The sequence below is a fragment of the Sphingobacterium sp. GVS05A genome (genome assembly GCF_019969845.1).
Classification (GTDB): domain Bacteria; phylum Bacteroidota; class Bacteroidia; order Sphingobacteriales; family Sphingobacteriaceae; genus Sphingobacterium.
Genome location: NZ_JAHXYR010000004.1, coordinates 358,907 through 376,880 on the forward strand (window position 1 = coordinate 358,907; position 17,974 = coordinate 376,880).

The 17,974-nt window shown below is 39.4% G+C and carries 15 protein-coding genes; 5 read left to right on the top strand and 10 right to left on the bottom strand.

The features are described 5' to 3' along the window. The 7 genes from LC454_RS12045 to hutH form a co-directional block, all read right to left on the bottom strand. Positions 1-438: a hypothetical protein gene (locus LC454_RS12045; RefSeq protein WP_223582629.1), complete on the bottom strand. Its 438-nt coding sequence runs from the start codon at positions 436-438 to the stop codon at positions 1-3. 248 nt (positions 439-686) lie between these two features. Beyond that, the gene (locus tag LC454_RS12050; protein ID WP_223582630.1) at positions 687-1,568 is read right to left on the bottom strand and encodes a hypothetical protein; all 882 of its coding nucleotides are present in this window, start codon (positions 1,566-1,568) and stop codon (positions 687-689) included. A gap of 14 nt (positions 1,569-1,582) precedes the next feature. Continuing rightward, positions 1,583-1,819 (bottom strand): acyl carrier protein, encoded by a 237-nt coding sequence (locus LC454_RS12055; protein ID WP_223582631.1) that lies wholly within the window; start codon positions 1,817-1,819, stop codon positions 1,583-1,585. 9 nt (positions 1,820-1,828) lie between these two features. Beyond that, positions 1,829-3,055, bottom strand: coding sequence for a beta-ketoacyl-[acyl-carrier-protein] synthase family protein (locus LC454_RS12060; RefSeq protein WP_223582632.1), 1,227 nt, complete (start codon positions 3,053-3,055; stop codon positions 1,829-1,831). A 4-nt stretch (positions 3,056-3,059) separates the two neighbouring features. Beyond that, positions 3,060-3,791, bottom strand: a complete 732-nt coding sequence (fabG, locus tag LC454_RS12065) for a 3-oxoacyl-ACP reductase FabG (protein ID WP_223582633.1) — start codon at positions 3,789-3,791, stop codon at positions 3,060-3,062. A 15-nt stretch (positions 3,792-3,806) separates the two neighbouring features. Continuing rightward, positions 3,807-4,925, bottom strand: a complete 1,119-nt coding sequence (locus LC454_RS12070) for a WG repeat-containing protein (protein ID WP_223582634.1) — start codon at positions 4,923-4,925, stop codon at positions 3,807-3,809. Further along, positions 4,915-6,444: a histidine ammonia-lyase gene (hutH, locus tag LC454_RS12075; protein WP_223582635.1), complete on the bottom strand. Its 1,530-nt coding sequence runs from the start codon at positions 6,442-6,444 to the stop codon at positions 4,915-4,917. Before hutH ends, LC454_RS12070 begins: the two co-directional genes overlap by 11 nt. A gap of 127 nt (positions 6,445-6,571) precedes the next feature. Here hutH and LC454_RS12080 point away from each other — a divergent pair, with 127 nt between their 5' ends. Then, positions 6,572-7,825 (top strand): NAD(P)/FAD-dependent oxidoreductase, encoded by a 1,254-nt coding sequence (locus tag LC454_RS12080; protein WP_223582637.1) that lies wholly within the window; start codon positions 6,572-6,574, stop codon positions 7,823-7,825. Positions 7,826-7,827: 2 nt separating this feature from the next. Here LC454_RS12080 and xerD read toward each other — a convergent pair whose 3' ends face one another. Continuing rightward, positions 7,828-8,730: a site-specific tyrosine recombinase XerD gene (gene xerD, locus LC454_RS12085; RefSeq protein WP_223582638.1), complete on the bottom strand. Its 903-nt coding sequence runs from the start codon at positions 8,728-8,730 to the stop codon at positions 7,828-7,830. A gap of 235 nt (positions 8,731-8,965) precedes the next feature. Here xerD and LC454_RS12090 point away from each other — a divergent pair, with 235 nt between their 5' ends. Then, positions 8,966-11,821: a M16 family metallopeptidase gene (locus LC454_RS12090; RefSeq protein WP_223582639.1), complete on the top strand. Its 2,856-nt coding sequence runs from the start codon at positions 8,966-8,968 to the stop codon at positions 11,819-11,821. Positions 11,822-11,964: 143 nt separating this feature from the next. Here the strand turns inward: LC454_RS12090 and LC454_RS12095 are convergent, their stop codons facing one another. Continuing rightward, positions 11,965-12,825: an RNA polymerase sigma factor RpoD/SigA gene (locus LC454_RS12095; RefSeq protein WP_028068906.1), complete on the bottom strand. Its 861-nt coding sequence runs from the start codon at positions 12,823-12,825 to the stop codon at positions 11,965-11,967. 387 nt (positions 12,826-13,212) lie between these two features. Here LC454_RS12095 and LC454_RS12100 point away from each other — a divergent pair, with 387 nt between their 5' ends. Continuing rightward, positions 13,213-13,434 (top strand): helix-turn-helix domain-containing protein, encoded by a 222-nt coding sequence (locus LC454_RS12100; RefSeq protein ID WP_120260837.1) that lies wholly within the window; start codon positions 13,213-13,215, stop codon positions 13,432-13,434. On the opposite strand, the gene fmt is transcribed toward LC454_RS12100, so the two are convergent. Further along, a complete protein-coding gene (gene fmt, locus LC454_RS12105; protein WP_223582640.1) occupies positions 13,431-14,348 on the bottom strand; it encodes a methionyl-tRNA formyltransferase in 918 nt (305 codons plus the stop codon). The genes LC454_RS12100 and fmt overlap by 4 nt on opposite strands. A 149-nt stretch (positions 14,349-14,497) precedes the next feature. Here fmt and LC454_RS12110 point away from each other — a divergent pair, with 149 nt between their 5' ends. Together LC454_RS12110 and LC454_RS12115 are read left to right on the top strand one after the other, a co-directional pair. Next, positions 14,498-15,715: an ABC transporter permease gene (locus LC454_RS12110; RefSeq protein WP_223582641.1), complete on the top strand. Its 1,218-nt coding sequence runs from the start codon at positions 14,498-14,500 to the stop codon at positions 15,713-15,715. Between the two features lie 115 nt (positions 15,716-15,830). Further along, positions 15,831-17,954 (top strand): cation:proton antiporter, encoded by a 2,124-nt coding sequence (locus tag LC454_RS12115; RefSeq protein ID WP_223582642.1) that lies wholly within the window; start codon positions 15,831-15,833, stop codon positions 17,952-17,954. Positions 17,955-17,974: the final 20 nt, after the last annotated feature.

The following is a 17,974-nucleotide window of genomic DNA, read 5'->3' on the forward strand; positions in this document are numbered from 1 at the left end:
TTAAGACGCTATTACACTTTTTATCTCGGCATAGGCGATGCGTCTATCTCCGATGAAGGTCTCTACTGAGACAAGTGTGACTCCCATAAATTCCTGCAATATTGTAGCGCTGGTCGATATATCTTCACCGATCATCGGAAAATAATCAATAGCAATACTTTTTATTGTACCGAGGTAACCGATTGGAGCAGCCTTTTGCTGGATATAGAAACTGTAACCAGTATGTAGAGCAATGGATTGGGCCATATGTTCTAAAATACCAGCTTCGAGGAATATCCCATCTTCAACAAAAATATTATCTTCCTGAATAGTTAAGCCAGCTTGCACGGTAGTGTCCGTAAAATCATATAAGGTATCAATCATTATCATAGGGGCACGATGCGGAAGCAATTCCTGCAATAATATGCTATCGGTTATTGGAAATGGGCTTGCTGTCATTTATATTAAACTTGCACCAAAGGTAGTAATTTAAAGACAAAATCAGCGATTACAGGAACCTCAAAATTGCTTGTAGGGCATCATAATGGATGAAATGCGACTTAGAGAGGGATATTTGGTGTTAATTTTTACTGTAATAGTTTTTTTGCAGTAGTTGCAAATTACGCTGTGCTTTTTGAAAGCGTGTAACTTTTAATCATTACTTTTTTTGTTCGATAGAATAAATAATATGCTGATGGATAGCGTATTTATTTGGAATAATCTTTCCAAAAATCAAAAAAATTAAACCATTGAAGTGGATGTTTTTTGATCATAGTTGAGAGGGATTCGCAATAGGATTGTAGCAGACCTTGGGCATCACGGTGCTTGATTTCAACTTCCCGCGCATATAAGTGATAGTGAAGATTGGGCTCTTTCATAACATATACGAAAATAACAGGTACTTTAAGTCTGGAGGCAATCAAAAAAGGTCCCGTCGGAAATTGGGTCTCTTTTCCAAGCAACTGAGCGCGGAGTGTTTTGGTTCCTTCCATATAGCGATCACCAGTAAAGACAATCAATTCGTTATTGGTCAGTGCCTCATTTATTGCAAAAACATGGGAGAGGTCTTCTTGGATAACAATGAATTTTATGGAAGATTTGCGGGCTACTTTTGATAGATAATCTTTGATTGCTTGATGTTCCCGATCTGAAATTACCAGGTTGATCTGGTTTTCAATATTAATATCTTCCAGAAAATAGGATGCAATTTCAAAGTTACCGATATGGGCTGAGAGCAGGATACCGCCATTTTTCCTTTTCAATGCGGATTTTAATATATCTATTCCATCAAATTCATAAGTGAATTTGTTGCGCATTCCGGCAGAGATCGCCGTTTTGTCAATAAGGACTTTACCGAATGTGAAATAACTTCTGTAGAAACCAATAACTGTTGCCCCAAGGGAATATCGAAGACGATATCTTAAATAATAGTACAACGATCGATTGCTATTCCAGGCCGTCATAAAATAATAAAAAGCCACGAATGCCAACAGCAGATATGCTGTGCGGATTCCCAGCTTTTGAATACAGAAGACAAAAATTCTATATCCTAAGACACTACCTTTGGATTGTCCTTTCCAGTGGCTCATCAGTAAGGTTTGGCTTAGTTCTCACCGGTTTTACGTTTTAAAAGATCATAAAAGTCTTGAAAGGTTTGAATGTTCGCAAAATCTGCTTCTACTAATTTAACACCAAAATTGGACTCAATGATAACGACAAGATCGACATAGTCCAAACTATCCAGATTTAAAGTGTCTTTTAAATTTAGATTCGGCTGAATTACGTCAACATCCACCTCAAACTCATCAACAAGTATTTCGTTAATCTTTTCAGAAATCATTTTTATAAGTTAATCATTAATTTTTTTAATAACTAAGGCGGAGTTAGTTCCCCCAAAGCCAAAAGAATTGGACAAATATAGATCAAATTCTTTAAATAATGTCTTCTTAACAATATTTAATTTGGCCGAATGCTCATCTGGATTTTCGAAATTAATGTTTGGGGCAATAAAATCATTTAGCATCATAATATTGGAGTAGATGATTTCACTGGCGCCAGCCATCCAACATTCGTGTCCAGTCATTGATTTTGTAGAACTGACGAAAGGTTGGTTTTCACCAAATACACGCAGGATCGCCTGGGCTTCATTTGCATCACCTACAGGTGTTGATGTTGCATGCGCGTTGATGTAAGCAATATCTGCGGGACTGATTTCCGCTTGTTTAATCGCCCGTTGCATAGCTAGAGCCGGGCCGTCGACGTTTGGCGTAGAGATATGACCGCCATTGGATGAAAAACCGTAACCGAGTATTTCGGCGAGGATAGGTGCGCCTCGCCGTACCGCTGATTCATAACTTTCGATAATTAGCGTAGCCGCTCCACCCGAAGGCACCAAACCAGAACGGTCTTTGTCAAAAGGGCGCGAAACGGTTGTAGCCGGTAAAGCATCATTTCCAAATACCCCTAGACCGTCAAAACTGGCCATTGCATATTTGTTGATCTCTTGTGCGCCGCCACATATAATCATGTCCTGCATTCCACTTTTTATTAAATTGAATCCCAGACCCAAGGAATGAGATCCCGAAGCACAGGCTGCGGAAATCGTCATATTGATTCCTTTCAATCGGAATATGGTGGAGAGGTTCATGGTCACCGTAGAGTTCATTGATTTGAAAATAGCCCCCGAACCGATAAGGCTGGTGTCTTTTTTCTCGCGGACAATATCAACGGCTTCAATGATTGCTTTAGATACCGAATCATTACCATATAAGATGCCGATCTCATGTTGATCTAGATAAGTATCATCAATGGACGCATTTTTTAAGGCTTCCATCGTCGCCAGATAGGCATATTCGGTTTCTTCGCCAATGGACATCCGTTGGCGACGGTTTAATTCATTTTTTAAATTAGGTAGAGGTACAGCGCCGGTCAGTGCTGAGCGAAACCCAAATTGCTTACGTTCGGTATCGAAGATTATACCCGATTTTCCTGCTTGAAGAGATTGCTTTACTTCATCCAAAGATGTTCCTAAGCAGGAATATATCCCCATACCCGTGATCACTACTCGTTGTTCCATAGCTTTACGAATAAACTCCTCCATTTATGTTAATCACCTCACCTGTAATATATCCCGCTTTTGGAGAAGCCAAAAAGCTGACTAAGTCAGCGACTTCTTCGGGCTCACCAAATCTATTTGCGGGTATCAATTTTTTTAATTCTTTTTCATCTATATTGGCCGTCATATCGCTATGGATAAACCCTGGTGCGACAGCGTTGACGGTAATGTTCCGTTTGGCGACTTCTTGTGCTAATGCTTTAGTAGCACCCAGCAAAGCGGCCTTCGCAGCTGAATAGTTGGTCTGGCCCGGTGTTCCCTTGACACCAGAGACTGAAATAATATTGATGATACGACCATAACGTTGGCGAAGAAGCTTCTGTATGAAAAACTGTGTGACATGATAGAAACCGTTTACAGTCGTGTTAATGACTGAAGACCAGTCTTCGCTGGACATCCACATAAATAAACCATCCTTGGCAATACCGGCATTGTTGACAATGACCTCGATAACGGCTTCGGGATGATTAGATTCCCATTGGGTTAGGGCATTGGTTACTGCCGCATGGTCTCCCACGTCAAATTTTAAAATAGTCCCAGTTCCACCTGTCGCCTCAATGCCAGCAAGCGTTTCCTTTGCTGCATCCTCATTATGCTGAAAATTAATCAATACATGATAACCTAATTCCTGAGCTAGTTTAATACAAATTGCTCTTCCAATTCCTCTAGATCCACCAGTAACTAAAGCACACTTCATCCTTCGGTACGTATATTAATTTTGAAATAATTCTGCATTGTCAAACCATTTATTTCCTAAGAGATTTCCTTTGGTATCAATGAATCCCCATTTACCGTTGAGTTTGACACGGGCAAGTCCGTCAATAAAGCCCTTTTCCTGCTTCTTAAAAGTCAATGCCGCGGTAATGTCGTATTGAAAAGGAATAACAACTTTGCCCGCTCTATCGATAAATCCCCATTTGCCATCTTTGACAGCAGCAAGTCCTTCGGGAGAGAAAGATAAGGCATCATGGTAGGCTACAGGAATAATCATTTTGCCTGTGGTATCGACAAATCCCCATTTCCCATTCATTTTCACAGGCGCTAGACCTTGCTGAAAATTTCGGGCATCATCATAAGTCGCAGCAATTGCCCATTTACCTTCTGCTGTCATAAAACCTACTTTATTGCCTTGTTGAACAAGAATAAAGTCTGGATTTTTTATGTTTTCAATTTTTGAAGCAGCCGGCACGAGGATTTCTGTTTGACCGGACACGATATACCAGTTATTTTGTTTTTTTGCCCAAACGAATCCCGCATTGAAGTCTCCGATATCATCATAGTTAGGTGCAACAATTTCTTTCCCCAGGTTGTCAATGATACCCCATTTTTTGTTTTTTGCAATTTTGGCATAACCACCTTTAAACGGACGGATAACATCATAAGTAGGGGCGAGCACAACCTCTTGTTTATTGTTAATAAGCCCGACCAAGTTTGAGTCGTCACGGTAGAAGGCTACACCGTCATTGAATTCATAGACACGTTTACTGGAAATTGCTTTCATTTCCTGACCTAAGGAATCGATATATTGCCAACCTTTCGACGATTTGACCATAGCCATTCCCTGACTGAATGATCTGGCATTATCATATTGTGGCTGAACGATATAATTGGCGTCTTTATCTATAAATCCCCATTTGCTACCATTGTAAACAGCGATCTTTCCTTCGGACTGATCCTGTGCATCTTTATATTGAGGAGCAATCTGAAATGTCCCGTCTTTTTTGATAAATCCGATAAGTCCTTTTTCTTGGACCCGAGCTAATTGCTGTGCGGATGTGATGGAACAGGATAGTATAAACAGTCCGCCAAGGGTGAGCTTCTTAATCATCATTTTTATTTATCAGATAGTCTTTTACTTTTTGTATAATCGGATACATCGCTTGATCTTCTTTAAAGACCGGAAATAATTTGCGAAGGTCCATATACCAAGATAGTGTTTCTTTTGCTAATTTTTCCTGACAGCCCAAATTGTCAATTGCCTGAGCTAAAGTTATAAATTCTATAGCCAATACTTCAAACGAGTTTTCAATAATCTGACTGCAGGACATTGCGGCATTTGTACCCATACTGACAATATCCTGGTTGTCGTTATTGTTGGGAATACTATGGATATAGATGGATGTACTTAAGGCCTGAGATTCCGCAGTAGTGGAGGTCGCGGTGAACTGTACACCCTGCATGCCAAAATTTAGTCCCAAGGTTCCCAGATTCATAAAAGGTGGGAAAATCTCATTGATCTTGCTATTCAAAAGATAATTCAATTGTCTTTCTGCCAGCATGGTCATTTTGGTCATAACCAGTTTGAGCTTATCCATCTCAAGTGAAATATAATCACCATGAAAATTACCACCATGATATACATGTTTGTTCTCCACATCAATTATGGGATTGTCATTGGCGGAATTGAGTTCATTTTCAAGCACAGATGCGACATTGTCAATGGTATCTGAAATTGGTCCCAAGATCTGCGGTACACAACGGATAGAATAATATTCCTGAACTTTGTCCTTGAAAATATCCTCTTGGTTTTCGCCTGAGTACAGGTGGTCTTCACGTTTTCGGATCAATAAGCTGGAAGCAAGGTGATCCCGCATTTTCTTTGCGATATGCTGCTGTCCAATATGTTTTTTACTTTGATTTAACGCTTCTGAAAAATGATCATCGTATGCTTGCACAATTTCGTTGATAGCGCATGCCGCTTTGATAGACCAGGATAGTGCCTTTTGGGCCTGATTCCAATTTAGGATACCAATGCCTGTCATGACAGAAGTTCCATTGATCAGTGCTAAACCTTCACGAAGGACAATTTGAATAGGTTTGAGCCCCTCCGCTTCAAAGGCTTGCATGGTGGGGATACGTTCATTTTTATAAATTACCTCGCCTTCACCGATCAACACTAATGCCAGATGGGCCAATTGTACAAGATCGCCACTCGCACCAACACCACCATGAGCAAAAATGATCGGCGTAATGTCGCGGTTGATGAGTTCTTTCATTAATGCGATCGCTGAACGATGAACACCCGAATAGCCCAGTGTTAGTGTATTCAAGCGGGCTAAAATCGTGCTTTTAACCTGCAATGGGTCTAAGAGCCGCCCTGTTCCTGATGCGTGACTGCGGATCAGATTGTATTGAAGCTTGATTCTATCCTCGTCCTTAATTCTATATTGTGCCATAGGGCCGAAGCCGGTATTGACACCATATATTATTTTGTTATCGGCAAATTTTAGAAGAAAATCGTGACTAGCATCAACTTTCTCCCAGACATCGTCATCAATAGCCAAGTGTTCATTTCTATAGGTTATTTGGACAAACTGTTTTAAATCTAAATGCTTTGCAAGTGAGCTCATGGGGTATGGGATAGCAATTTTGAAAAACTCTCGAAATTGGTTTTTTTATATTATTTTTTGTGAATAGATTTGGCATTTATTAATCAGAGACGAAATTAATATTTTTTTCTTTTAATCAAAGCGTATAATGAACGTTGAAGAGGTCGACATTTTGATCATTGGCGCTGGTCCATCAGGAGCAGTGGCTGCGGGGTATCTGCAAAAACAGGGGGCGAAAATAAAAGTAGTTGAAAAGAGCAGATTTCCAAGGATAGTGGTTGGGGAGAGTTTGATTCCACGGGTTATGGATCACTTTGATGAAGCAGGATTGTTTGATGCGTTGGATGCTAAAGGTTTTGAAAAGAAATTTGGTGCGCGTTTTATACGCGGCGAGGAAATCTGTATTTTCGATTTCTCTGATAAGTTTTCTCTGGGCTGGGATTGGACATGGCAGATTCCGAGAGCAGACTTTGATCTGGAAATGGCCAATGAGCTCATCCGAAAGGGTGTGGACTTGCAATTTGAAACCGAAGTGATCGATGTACAGTTTATGGATGAAATGTCTATGACCACTGTACAGAACAAAGAAGGCGTAGAGACAGCCATCAAAGCAAATTTTCTGATCGATTGCTCTGGTTATGGTCGGGTGCTACCACGTATGTTAAATCTGGATCAACCTTCCAGACTAAGTCCGCATTCGGCGATATTTAGCCATGTCAGCGATGTGAACAGACCAGTAGGACAGGAGGGGAGCTTGATATCTTTTGATATATTGGAAACGCAGGTCTGGTTATGGGTTATCCCATTTTCCAATGGCAATACATCTGTAGGGATCGTAGGGCCAACTTCCTTTATTGAAAATCTTGGTGCAGATACAACTCTTGCATTGAACAAGGCGATTCAACTCTCTGATTACTATATGAAGCGTTTTGGCGATTTGCCTTTTATTTTTGAACCGCGCAAATTGAGTAATTATTCGACAGCGGTAACTAAGATGTACGGAAAGGGGTATGCATTGACCGGTAATAGCTCTGAATTCCTAGATCCTGTATTCTCTTCTGGTGTGTGTTTCGCTACAGAGTCCGGTATCTTGGCTGCGAAACTAGCCTTAAGGCAAGTGCGAGGAGAAACGGTAGACTGGCAATCAGAGTTTGAAGATTATATGAAAGAAGGGATTGCTGTTTTTACCACTTACATCCAGGAATGGTATACCGGCAATCTACAGGAACTGTTTTATCATCGTCCGGAGAACCCAGAAGTTAAAAGAAGCATCTGTGCTATATTAGCGGGATACGTCTGGGATAGAAATAATCCTTTTGTTGTGAAGCATGATCGTGCTGTGAAAAATCTGGCACACCTTATCCGAATGTCCAAAGGTGAACAATATGATTCGCTATGCTAAAATTACGATCTGGGATGGTATTGCGTGATAATGGAATGGAGATAATCCCGATCAATATGGGTATATATTTCGGTTGTCGTAATACTCTCATGCCCCAGCATATCTTGTACAGCCCTTAGATCTGCACCTCCTTCAACGAGATGGGAGGCGAAACTATGCCTAAAGGTATGGGGACTGATTATCTTTTGTAGTCCAATTTTTTGAGCAAGCTCCTTAATGATCAGAAAGATCATCACCCTAGACAAAGCCGAACCTCTTCTGTTCAGAAATACAATATCCTCATTCCCATTCTTGATCTTAATATGTGATCTAATGGAATCCAAATAAAGCCTAAGATGTTTGATCGCTTGTTGGCCAATCGGAATCAGTCGTTCTTTGCTACCTTTACCTTCCACTTTGATAAATTCTACGTCGAGAAACAAATTGGAGATCTTGAGATTAACGAGCTCGGACACACGCAATCCACAGCCATATAAAACCTCAATAATTGTTTTATTGCGTTGCCCCTCCGTGGAAGAAAGATCTATGGCAGCTATCAGTTGATCGATCTCATGAATACTCAGTACACTAGGGAGTTTCCTCGCAAGACGTGGAGCCTGTAGCAATTCTGTTGGATTATTATCTAGTTCATGTTCAATGATCAGAAAACTAAAAAAGGTTTTTAGTCCGGATATCAAGCGGGATTGTGTGAATGGTGAGATATTGAACTCCTGTAACCAGTGCAGAAAATCCTGAATATCCTTTCTGACGATTTTGTTTAAAAGGAGCCCGTTGTCCTCACAATAGATTTGGAATTTGGAGACATCGTTGAGGTAAGCCTCGATCGAATTAATGCTCAAACCCCGTTCGAACTTTAGAAATTGCTCGAATTCTTTTTTAATGACCTGCCAGTTGCTAAAATCCATTTGCAACAAAATTACAATTAACTATTGTTCTTTTCGAAAGATATTCTGTATTTTTAAACGTGTTTTTTACAAACCATAAGCTATAGCAATGATACGCTCCATCCCATAAGGGATATTAATAAATATTATTTATCTGTATTTTACTATTTAGCGGGACAATTGGTCTCCAGTTCCGTTTACCCTAATATAAACAATTAGCAAAAAATAACTGACTAAAAAAAAGAAATTTTTTTGTATGAAATTCATTAAACCACTTGCATTAGCCTTTTTGCTTCCGGCTACATTTTACGGCGTAGAGGCAAAAATGCCTACTACTTTAACGGCACATGCCAGGGCTATTCTATCGCAGGATAGTTTGGCCTTAAACCAAAAGTTACCTTTTGACAATGAAGTTGTCACTGGTAAATTGAAAAATGGATTTACATATTTTATTCGCAAAAATACAGAGCCGAAGGGGCGTGTTACCATGTATTTGGGTATGAAAGCTGGCTCAATCCTAGAAAACGAAAAACAGCTTGGGTTGGCGCACTTTTTAGAGCACATGAACTTTAATGGCCTGAAGCATTTTCCAAAAAATGAACTTGTTAATTACCTTCAGAAAGCTGGTGTACGGTTTGGCTCGGATCTGAATGCTTATACGAGCTTTGATCAGACCGTCTATCAACTACCTATCCCATCTGATGATCCGGAATTACTAAAAAATGGATTACAGGTCATGCGTGATTGGGCACAGGATGCCTTATTGGACGGTGAAGAAATTGATAAAGAACGCGGTGTTATCTTGGAGGAGAAGCGTGGGGGAAGGGGCGTACAACAGCGTCTGCAAGACCAGTATTTTCCAATGGTGCTTAACGGCTCCCTTTATTCGAAACGTCTACCTATTGGTACCGAGGAAATTTTAAAGACTTTTCCGTATACTGAAATACGCAAATTTCATCAGGATTGGTATCGACCAGATCTACAAGCCCTCATTATTGTAGGTGATATTGATCCCAAAGCAATTGAGGAAAAAGTGAAAGTATTATTTTCGGATATGACAATGCCGAAAAAGGTGCTTCCACGCAAAGAGTACAAGGTCGATTTATTAAATAAAAATCAGTTTTTGACTATTTCGGATCCGGAATTGCCTTATACTGTTGCTCAGGTCTTAATCAAAAATGAGAAAGACAAGGTTGTGACTGTCGGAGACTACCGTAATGAATTACTCAAAAATATTTTCAATCAGATGATTGCTGGTCGTTTTTCTGAACTGATGCAGCAACCGAATCCACCTTTTATGCAAGCTGGTGGTAGTATTGGTGATTTTGTCGCGAATTTAAATACCTTCTCTTTATTGGTTGTACCTAAACCGGGTGAACTGGAGTCTGGATTTAAGGCCATGCTGACTGAATTTGAACGTATTCAAAAATATGGTTTCACGCAGACAGAATTGGATCGTGCGCTTGCCGATATGAAGAAAGGAAATGAAATGGCATATATCGAGCGGGATAAGAAGAAATCCGATAGCTATGTCAACCGTTACCTGAACTATTTTATCGACAATGAGCCGGCCTTGAGCAATGAAGCTTCTTATAGCTTAACGAAACAGTTGTTGCCTACATTGAAACTCGAAGAGGTGAATGGCCTGGTCAAAAAGTATTACACGGATTTAAATCGTGATATATTAATTATGGGACCAGAAAAGGAAAAGGCAAACCTGCCTACAGAACAAGCGGTTTTGGGATGGGTGAAGGCGGTCGAAGATAGTCCGGTTTCTGCTTATGAGGATAAGGTTTCCAATCTTCCTTTGCTTTCCAAAGAACCTACTAAGGGTACAATCGTGTCCTCAAAGGATGTCACAGCTGTCCAAGCTAAAGAATTGGTTTTGAGTAATGGCGTGAAGGTGATTTTAAAACCTACAGATTTTAAAAATGACGAAATCCAGATTATGGCCTATAGCCCTGGAGGGACCTCGTTGTATACTGATGCTGATTATTTCTCCGCTTCAAATGCCTCTTCATTAGTCGATGCGAGCGGTGTCGGACAGATGAGCAATGTGGAGCTGACTAAGTACCTTGCCGGAAAAGATGTGTCGATTTCGCCATATATCTCAGAACGATATGAGGGACTTTCAGGTAGCACAGACAAAGAAGGCTTGAAAAATGCTTTTGAGCTGATTTATGGCTATTTTACAGAGCCTCGTTTGGATAGTGACGTTTTCCAAAGTACAATGACAAGGGCAAAAGGATCTTTGGAAAATAGATTGAGTGATCCAAATAATGTTTTTTCAGATAAAGTGAAGGCGGTGCTCTATGGGAATAACGTTCGCCGACAAAATGCTACTGTCGAGACGCTAACAAAAATCGACCGTGATCGTGCATTGGCAATTTATAAAGAGCGATTTGCAGATGCTTCAGATTTTGTGTTTACCATTGTAGGTTCATTTGATGAAGCGCAAATTAAACCGTTTATTGAGACTTATCTTGCTTCCCTGCCTTCGGTCAAACGAGGAGAGAATTACAAAGACTTAAATATTCTAGAGCCGAATAAAGGAGAGCGTGTGGTTGTTCATAAAGGCAAGGAAGAAAAAGCAAGTACCCAATTGGCTTATTACGGAGACTATAATTATAGTGAAAGTGAAAATGTCAATATGGAAGCTTTGGAAAGTGTATTGACAATCAAATTGCTTGAGCGACTGCGTGAGAAAGAAGGTGGTGTTTATGGTGTTGGTGCCCGTGCCAGCTTCGGTAAATTACCTAAAGCACGCTATGCCTTTTCAATTGGTTTTGGTTCAGCAGTGGATAAAGCAGATGCTTTGATTGCTTCTGCTTTGGATGAAGTGAAAAAGATTCAGGATCAAGGTGCGGATAAAGTAGATATTGAAAAATTTGTGGCTGAACAAAAAAGACAGAATGAATTGAGTTTGCGTGAAAATGGCTACTGGTTGAATTACATTTCGAGTTCTTATCAAAATGATTTGGATATCACTAGATATAAACGTCGGATGGAGAACCTGAATAAGGTTACGCCAAAATCAATACAAGATGTAGCTGGAAAATACCTGAAGAAAGATCGGCTTTTCGAATTCATTTTAATGCCAGATTCTAAATAAAGAGTAGCATTGCTCCAATATCAATGCAGGGTAGAGGCTGTTTGCGAAAAGCAAGCAGCCTTTATTGTACAAAAAACTTTATTACACAAAAAATCCCAATCATTTCTGATTGGGATTACCAAAAATTTCAATAAATATCTCTTTTAACCTAAATAAGATTTTAAGATTTTGCTTCTTGAAGTGTGTCTCAAACGTTGAAGAGCCTTGTCTTTAATTTGACGGACGCGTTCACGTGTCAAATTGAATTTCTCACCGATTTCTTCGAGCGACAGTTGGTGGTTGGAACCTAATCCAAAGAATAGAACGATGATTTCACGTTCTCTTTCTGTTAAAGTTGCCAATGATCGCTTGATTTCTTCTGATAGAGATTCATCAATTAGAGAACTATCGGTGTCTGGGTCATGGTTTTCCAATACATCCAAGAGTGTGTTTTCTTCACCTTGAACGAAAGGTGCATCCATAGACACATGACGTCCAGAATTACTTAGGGTATCTGAAACCTTGTCAACTGTGGTTTCAAGGATATCCGCCAATTCTTCTGGAGATGGTTCCCGCTCGTATTCTTGTTCTAGTTTTGAGAAAGCTTTACTGATTTTGCTTAGAGAACCTACTTGGTTCAATGGCAGACGTACGATACGTGATTGTTCAGCAATTGCTTGAAGAATAGATTGGCGAATCCACCAAACGGCATAAGAAATAAATTTAAAACCCTTTGTTTCGTCAAAACGTTTAGCCGCTTTAATTAAGCCCAGGTTGCCTTCATTGATTAAATCACCTAAGGTCAATCCTTGATTTTGATATTGTTTTGCTACTGATACTACGAAACGAAGGTTGGTTTTAGTCAATTTTTCCAAGGCAACTTGGTCGCCTTCGCGGATGCGCTGTGCTAATTCTACTTCTTCTTCTGCTGTAATTAAGTCTACTTTACCAATTTCGTGTAAGTATTTGTCCAATGACTGGGACTCACGATTGGTGATAGATTGTGTAATTTTGAGCTGTCTCATTAATTTTTATTAATTCTCCTCTCTAAGAAATGTTTGCGAAAATACGAAAAATTTTTGAATTATTAATGGAAAATGGATTATCTAACCTCTCATCTATAATGAGTTATGATTTTGTGAATCTTCATTTTACACTATCAAAAACTATTCCATTTAAAATTGTTTTTCTTTCTCAATTGTGGCTGTAATATTCAACTGATTGATATTTAAAGCGCTAACAAATTTTATTTTTTTCTATTCTCAAGTAATTTATCTAATGATATCAGATATGTTACGTAAAACGTATTCTTTGAATTTATTTTAAAATGATAATTTTATGATAAAACAAAAAGATATATGTTTTGTTTTACAAGAGACATTAAATAAATTTAAAGGAATAAAAATTATAATATGCCAATCTTAATTCATTTGGATAAAATAATGAAAGAGAAAAAAATGTCACTTAACCAATTGAGTGACAGTGTAGGGATTACACTTTCTAATCTTTCAATCATAAAAAATCAAAAGGCTAAGGCCCTGCGATTAGATACACTTGAAGCAATATGTAAAGCGCTAGACTGTCAGCCTGGTGATTTGTTGCAATATTATGATGGAGATGACGAGAAAAACTAGAATCTATAGCCTTTTAAAAAGTCTACCACATTCATTTTCTTCTTGCCTTCCAGTTGAAGTTCCGATACCATGATATAGCCATCTTGTGTCGCAAACCTTAAATAGCTTTTTTGGTCTGTCTCTATTGTTCCCGGTGTGGCAGTAGTAGCTGTTTGCTCTTTTTCTGTTTTATATATTTTTAATACCTTATCATTGAGTACAGTAAATGCCGTTGGATAAGGGCTAAGTCCGCGTATAAAATTATAAACAACGTTAGTAGATTGATCCCAATTTATTTTACAATCTTCTTTAAAAATTTTCGGTGCGTGTTTCAACGTTTCTGTTGGGAGGATATCATCTTGGCTTTTCGGCTGTAAATTTCCCTCTTTCAGCTGTTGTATCGTTTGAAGGAGTGTTCTGGCTCCCGCAACCATCAGGTTGTCGTGAAGATCTCCAGCTGTGTCAGTTTCATTTATTGTAACTTTTTCGGCTAAAAGTATATTTCCAGTATCAATCTCATGTTGCAATAAGAATGTAGTCACTCCGGATTCTTGCTCCCCATTCATAATGGCATGATTGATTGGAGCTGCACCGCGGTATTGTGGAAGTAAAGAGGCATGGACGTTAATGGTGCCATGTTTCGGCATATTCCAGACAACTTCAGGCAGCATACGGAATGCTACCACGACCTGAAGATCGGCTTGATAGTTTTTGAGTTCGGCAAGAAAGGCCTCATCCCGAAGTTTGACTGGTTGAAGGACGGGGATATGGTGTTGGGTAGCGTATACTTTAACGGCTGATTCATGTATTTTTTGACCACGACCTGCCGGTTTGTCCGGTACTGTAACTACAGCAACGACTTGTTCGCCAGATTGAATGAGTGCATCAAGTGAAGCAACGGCAAAGTCAGGAGTGCCCATGAAAATAATACGCATAAGAGCTGTGTTTTTTGTAAAATCCTTAAAATCAATAAAATCGTTGGGATGATAGAAATCATCTGCGAAAGCGCTAATAATTTGCTATTAAAGTTTTGTAAATAACAAATTTTTATAACTTTGCGAAGTTACATAAATATATTGAAAGCTTGAATTTTCCTTATTTTTTAGCAAATCGAATAGCATTTTCAGGTAAACGGACGTTCTCAAAATTGATCGTTCGGGTTACGATCGGTGCAATTGCGCTAGCCATTGCTGCCATTATCATATCTATTGCGGTTTTGCGGGGATTTAAGGGGGAGATCATCAGCAAGCAACGTGGTTTTTTTGCGGATGTATTGGTGCTACGTTATGATCTCAACAAATCGTATGAAAATTCACCCATCTCACTTACGCCTCAACTCCATAAGTCTATATTAGCAGATCCTGAAGTATATTCCATTAATCTATTTGCAACCAAAGCTGGGATTATCAATGTGAACGACGAAGTGGAGGGTGTAGTTTTGAAAGGTATTGATTCACTATACGATCAGCAGCCTATAAAAAATATGTTGCTCGAGGGGAATACCATAGATTTTAAATCCGAGAATACCGATAATCAGATCTTAATTTCTAAATATCTGGCAGATAGGTTGTTGTTGAAAGTAGGTGACGACTTTATTATGTATTTTGTCCAGGAGCCTATCCGTAAACGAAAGTTTGTCATCAAGGGAATATTTAATACTGGGTCGGAGGAGCTTGATAAAGTTTATGTAATCGGATCCTTGAATGTCATTAGGAAGCTGAGCAATCTTGATGACAATGAGGTCGGTGGCTATGAGATTCGAATCAAGGATTTCAGCCAACTCCAACAGACAACACAAAAAATAGAAGATATGCTGCCTATTGATATGCAGGCAATCAATATTAAAGACCAGGTGCCCGATATTTTCCAGTGGTTGGATTTATTGGATATGAATACCAAAATTATCTTTATCTTAATGACTGTGGTAGCGATTATCAATATGATTTCAGCTTTATTGATCACCATCCTTGAGCGCACATCCATGATTGGTATATTAAAGGCTTTGGGTTACCATAATGCCGGTATACGCCAAGTCTTTATGTATAGTGCTCTGTATCTCATTGGACTTGGTTTACTGATTGGAAATCTTATCGGATTGGGCTTTTATTTTCTACAGGATTATACCCATTTTTTCAAACTGGATCAGCAGACCTACTACATTTCTTATGTTGCCGTAAAACTCTATTGGTCCGATGTTATTTTGGTCAATCTTGCGGTGGTATTTATTGGCATGGTTTCCTTGTTTATTCCTTCGATGTTAATCACCAAGATTAGTCCGATAAAAGCAATTTCTTTTAAGTAAGCCCTTTTTTAGGCGTCGTTTTGTTGGAAAAATTGTATTTTTAATGCTGTTAGCTATTTTACTGCTGGTAACGAATAATAAGTTGACACATTTTACCGATAGCATACGAGCACATATGAATAAAACTTTCGAGCATATTTCCCACGCCTTCGAAGCGCCCTTACAGAATCCCGTACTCATTTTTTCACTGGTACTCTTTATTATCCTACTTTCACCCATTATCCTCAGACCGATCAAGGTGCCGGGTATTATTGGTTTGATAATATCTGGTGTTATTATTGGACCCCATGGATTAAATTGGCTGGAAAAAAACTCTGCAATTAATCTGTTTTCCACGATAGGGCTTCTGTATATCATGTTTATTGCAGGTCTGGAATTGGATATGAATGAATTTAAAAAGACTAAGAACAAAAGTTTACTGTTTGGTTTTTTTACATTTATTGTGCCTATAAGCATAGGGTATCCCGTTTGTCATTTGTTGTTGGGCTATGATGTACTGGCGAGTCTTTTGATCTCGAGTATGTTTGCGACCCACACCCTGGTATCTTATCCCATTGTGAATAGTTATGGTATTTCCAAAATGGAAGCTGTGGCGATTACGATCGGTGGTACGATCCTGACCGATACGGCAGTACTGATTATACTGGCTGTTATTACCGGAGTTTCACAGGGTAATATTGGAAATGAATTTTGGGTTACACTGGGTATTTCCTTTGCGATTTTCCTCTTTATCATGTTCGGTATTATCCCGCGGATCGCAAAATGGTTTTTTGAACGGTTGGGCAGCGAAAAGACATCAAACTATATTTTCGTACTTTCCGTTGTGTTTTTTGCGGCATTCTTAGCGGAAATTGCGGGATTGGAACCTATTATAGGGGCCTTTGTGGCTGGTCTGGCCTTAAATAAATTGATTCCGCATTCTTCGGCGCTGATGAATCGAATCGAGTTTATCGGGAATGCCATTTTTATTCCTTTTTTCCTCATATCAGTCGGTATGATAGTGGATGTGAGTGTAATTTTAAAAGGACCTCAGGCATTAATTATAGCGGGTACCTTGACCGTCGTTGCAATCGTCGGGAAATATGCCGCTGCTTGGCTGACACAGAAAACATTTAAATATAGCCGTGGGCAGCGCAACTTGATTTTTGGTTTGAGCAGCGCTCATGCTGCGGCGACTTTGGCTGTTATTATGGTCGGTTATAAAAATGGGATCATTGACGAAAATGTCCTGAATGGTACGATTTTGTTGATCTTGGTAACTTGTATTGTCGCCACCATTGTGACAGGGAATGCTTCCAGGAAAGTGGTTATGGATGGGGAGCAAGATGAAGAACATACCGACGTGGTGAAGGAGAAAGACGAAAATATATTGATCTCTATTGCAAATATGGACAATATGGAACCTATCCTTGACTTTTCCACTTACATCAAGAGTAAAAAATGCACTCAGCCTGTGAATATTGTATCCGTGGTAAAAGATAATGAACAGGCACAGCTGAATATGAGCAAAGCGCGCAAAAATTTGGACAATATGGTGCGTTATGCTTCTGGTTCGGAGACCAATGTTAATATCAGTGCAACGATAGATCTAAATATTGCAAGCGGTGTGGCGCGGTCAGCGAAAGAAGTTTCCGCAAATTGCATTGTGCTTGGTTGGCCAAGCGCAGCGAATTTTATGGATAAATTTGTTGGCGAAAAAACAGAAAGTATCCTCAACAGAACATCGGCCAACGTGATGCTCTGCCATTTTAGAAAACCTTTTATTTCCAATAAAGCTATCGTTGTATTTGCACCGCCAATGTGTGAGGCAGAGTTTGGTTTCGAATATTGGTTGGAGAAGGTGATTAAACTTGCGCAGGAACTATCGGTTCCAATCTCTTTTGTTGTGGATACGCGCTCCACATCGGCAATTGAGGCGCACCTGGTCGAAATAAAGAATTCCGTGCCAGTTACTTTTAAACACTACGATGACTGGGATGATTTACAGGGATTAAAAGCGTTTAAGGACGAAGCGTCCATGTTCATTTTTGTGTCTGCACGAAATGGCGAGGTTTCATATCGCGATTCACTGGATGGTGTGGCAAAAAAATTAGATCGGATCTATGCAAACGAAAACCTTGTTTTGGTGTTTCCTAGTAGGGTAGAGAATGCGCACATCGACGAATACGAAGATGTTGAGGCTGCTCCGATATTCCGAAAGATTAGTAAAGAGATTGGAAATATGTTTAATAAAGGATAGTTGCTATCCGCAAAAAACGC

Coding starts and splice junctions, on each gene's coding strand:
- LC454_RS12045 (WP_223582629.1), bottom strand. CDS start 438: ATGACAGCAAGCCCATTTCCAATAACCGATAGCATATTATTGCAGGAA.
- LC454_RS12050 (WP_223582630.1), bottom strand. CDS start 1,568: ATGAGCCACTGGAAAGGACAATCCAAAGGTAGTGTCTTAGGATATAGA.
- LC454_RS12055 (WP_223582631.1), bottom strand. CDS start 1,819: ATGATTTCTGAAAAGATTAACGAAATACTTGTTGATGAGTTTGAGGTG.
- LC454_RS12060 (WP_223582632.1), bottom strand. CDS start 3,055: ATGGAACAACGAGTAGTGATCACGGGTATGGGGATATATTCCTGCTTA.
- fabG (WP_223582633.1), bottom strand. CDS start 3,791: ATGAAGTGTGCTTTAGTTACTGGTGGATCTAGAGGAATTGGAAGAGCA.
- LC454_RS12070 (WP_223582634.1), bottom strand. CDS start 4,925: ATGATGATTAAGAAGCTCACCCTTGGCGGACTGTTTATACTATCCTGT.
- hutH (WP_223582635.1), bottom strand. CDS start 6,444: ATGAGCTCACTTGCAAAGCATTTAGATTTAAAACAGTTTGTCCAAATA.
- LC454_RS12080 (WP_223582637.1), top strand. CDS start 6,572: ATGAACGTTGAAGAGGTCGACATTTTGATCATTGGCGCTGGTCCATCA.
- xerD (WP_223582638.1), bottom strand. CDS start 8,730: ATGGATTTTAGCAACTGGCAGGTCATTAAAAAAGAATTCGAGCAATTT.
- LC454_RS12090 (WP_223582639.1), top strand. CDS start 8,966: ATGAAATTCATTAAACCACTTGCATTAGCCTTTTTGCTTCCGGCTACA.
- LC454_RS12095 (WP_028068906.1), bottom strand. CDS start 12,825: ATGAGACAGCTCAAAATTACACAATCTATCACCAATCGTGAGTCCCAG.
- LC454_RS12100 (WP_120260837.1), top strand. CDS start 13,213: ATGCCAATCTTAATTCATTTGGATAAAATAATGAAAGAGAAAAAAATG.
- fmt (WP_223582640.1), bottom strand. CDS start 14,348: ATGCGTATTATTTTCATGGGCACTCCTGACTTTGCCGTTGCTTCACTT.
- LC454_RS12115 (WP_223582642.1), top strand. CDS start 15,831: ATGAATAAAACTTTCGAGCATATTTCCCACGCCTTCGAAGCGCCCTTA.